This is a genomic window from Pontibacterium sp., assembly GCF_041587635.1.
Classification (GTDB): Bacteria; Pseudomonadota; Gammaproteobacteria; order Pseudomonadales; family Balneatricaceae; genus Pontibacterium.
In genome coordinates this window covers 1-2,559 of the sequence record NZ_JBFGYC010000563.1, presented here as the reverse complement: position 1 = coordinate 2,559, position 2,559 = coordinate 1, and the positions used below count along the sequence as shown (strand labels likewise).

The 2,559-nt window shown below is 50.0% G+C and carries 4 protein-coding genes; all 4 read right to left on the bottom strand.

Annotation, left to right across the window (positions count from 1 at the left end):
• Positions 1-558, bottom strand: a 558-nt coding sequence (locus ABYW01_RS19050; RefSeq protein ID WP_372835901.1) for a hypothetical protein, incomplete at its 3' end; no start/stop codon positions are given.
• 69 nt (positions 559-627) lie between these two features.
• Positions 628-879: a hypothetical protein gene (locus tag ABYW01_RS19045; RefSeq protein WP_372835899.1), complete on the bottom strand. Its 252-nt coding sequence runs from the start codon at positions 877-879 to the stop codon at positions 628-630.
• Positions 880-923: 44 nt separating this feature from the next.
• A complete protein-coding gene (locus tag ABYW01_RS19040; protein WP_372835897.1) occupies positions 924-2,036 on the bottom strand; it encodes an ATP-NAD kinase family protein in 1,113 nt (370 codons plus the stop codon).
• A gap of 11 nt (positions 2,037-2,047) precedes the next feature.
• Positions 2,048-2,559: flagellar brake protein (locus ABYW01_RS19035; protein WP_372835895.1), on the bottom strand; the 512-nt coding region annotated here is incomplete at its 5' end.

The following is a 2,559-nucleotide window of genomic DNA, read 5'->3' as shown; positions in this document are numbered from 1 at the left end:
GTTCATCGCCTTAAAACGACTAACCAGTGCAACGGGTTCTTTTTTCTTGTTGCCTTTGTTCAGCACGAATACAACCGTCTGTCCCTGAGGGCCTGCACCAATCTGAGTGAAGCGATATGGCGCTTCGCCAACCTTACGCAGATCTTCCATATCTTTCAGGCTGTTGAATACATATAGACGACCATCTTCGCCGCGCATTTCGCCGTAGAAATCTTCAGCTGCTTCCAGCTTACCTGCGAACATATCTACACCCGCGATACCAGACAGCTTTTTCTTATCCTTACCCATCAGGCCATGCACCAGTGTTTCACCGTGTGGACCACCACCGATGAACACTTTGCGGTAAGAGGTTTCACCAACCGTCAGGAAAGACTGGTACGTTTTAAAATCATCAAATACATAGTAACGACCTTCCTGAATCACTTCATACAGGTCATCGTTGTTCAGCTTTGGAGCTTCAGCAACTGGCTTAGCCGTTTCTTTAGTCGCTGTGGACTGGCAGCCGTAAACGCTCATCAGGGCACCTGCAATCACGGCACCAGCAATCAGTTTTTTCATCTCAAGCCTCTTGAAGTCAGTACGATAAACTTTGCGGAGACTGTACAGCGCGCGTATGACAGAAAAGTTTCAGGAAGATTCGTCCAGTAAACTGAAGGATAGAAATGTTGATAACAAACCAACGAAGATCATCATGGGTAAGGTAGGGTTGATCAGCCACACAGAAATTGCAGATAACCAGATGTAACGTACTTTCTTACGCTTTTTATAGTGCTTAAGGGTAAAGCGCCGGCGAAAGAAGTGCCTTTCATCGGGTGTACGATCATGCATCCAGGCTGGCGCCAGCAGCAAAATTAGAAATCGTAACCAATGAAATAGCATGTCAGTCCTCCGCCACAGACGCCTATTTCAGCTTAGCGGGCTGATCAGAGATCCGCCACACGGTATAACACTGAATCGTGGTAGCCGGTGCGCACCGGAATCACCCCGGACAGTTGCTTATTGACGCCTGTATCACCGCTATCTACGATGAGCGGGCGCCCGTCCAGTTCGCGCAGTTTGGTTTTTGTCGCGACGACGATGACGTTTTCTTTACCCAGGCGTGTTAATAGCTCAGGGCTCAACTGCTGATTCCCTCGCCCGATAATATGTCCTTGCCCACCAATGACGGTGATCACCAAACGACTTTCAACGCCCTCGGTGAGTTCAAGCAACTGCTCAGCCGTACAGTCAGCGGCAATCACTTCACCATTCTCAATCAGATCAACACCCAGCAAGGTATTACCTAAACCCAGTTCGTCCATCAACGCCTGTACGGTGGTGCCTGATCCCATGATGTAGCGCACATCATCTTCCATGCTTTCAACAAAATCCGCTGCGATATCATCCAGCACCAGCTCTTCACTTTCTTTAGCGCCGTTTTTAACGTGCTGCAGATAACGATGCTCTTGTGGTACCTGTAACTCACCATAATACTTGGCGCGCACAACACCGGTCCGGAATGCCGCTTCGTCAATGTCACGCACCTCCTGGTCACCCAACGTCACCAGCTCGCCCCGAACCAACATCGCAACAATTTCGCCCGCTGCCTTAGGAGTCACCGCGTACACACCGGAATGAATCTTAACGCCCGCCGGAATGCCTAACACCGGGAAGCTGTCGTTCAGAGAGTTACAAATATTCCGCGCAGTGCCATCACCTCCTGCAAACAGGATCAGGTCGACACCGTGCTCTACGATCTCTTTCGCGGCTCGCTCAGTGTCCTCAGCAGACGTTACACCACTGCTAATACTGCCGATCACCTCAGGCTCAAATCCGGCATCACGCGCCACCTGTTCACCCATCTCCGCCGGATAGGTGACAACTTTCAGCTCCAATCCTTTGAGCACGTCCAATGCTTGCAAGGTACGCAGATTCGCTTTAGGTTCTGCCCCCAGCTCCAGTGCTTTGCGCGCCGTCTCTTCGCCATCACTGCCTTTTAATGCAACGCTGCCACCAACACCTGCCAGTGGATTAACAATCAAGCCCAGTCTAAACACGTAACCTACCTCTATCCCAGTTCATCAAGGCTCCCGGTTTCAACCAGGAATTGCTGATAAACAAAACTTGCCAGAATCAGACGGGTATCTTCGTCCAATTCAAGAAACTCAACCCCATGACGGTATACGTTCACCGGATCTGTTTCGATCTGATTTATATTACGAATGATAATCGGCGCCAGAATGACCTGATCAATATCAGCCACCGACACCCTGAGCGTCAGGTAGAGCTGATCACCTATGTTCCCCAGTGGGGACGAAACCTCGATACAGGCTCCCACCAGTGAAATATCAGTACAGAAGCCACTACAAGGCCAAATACCCACTGTAGAACTGCCCTCTTCATACTCATCCATGGATACTTTGAGGCTGACAGGCACACGCGTATGTTTGCGAATCCGGCGTACTTCCAATTGCTGCGGGTATTCCAGGTGCCAATAGGTAAACGGGGTATTTTGGATTTTCAGAATTCGAGTACTGAAGGCAGCGATATAGTTACCGCTGATCATACGTGCATTCAGGC

Coding starts and splice junctions, on each gene's coding strand:
- ABYW01_RS19045 (WP_372835899.1), bottom strand. CDS start 879: ATGCTATTTCATTGGTTACGATTTCTAATTTTGCTGCTGGCGCCAGCC.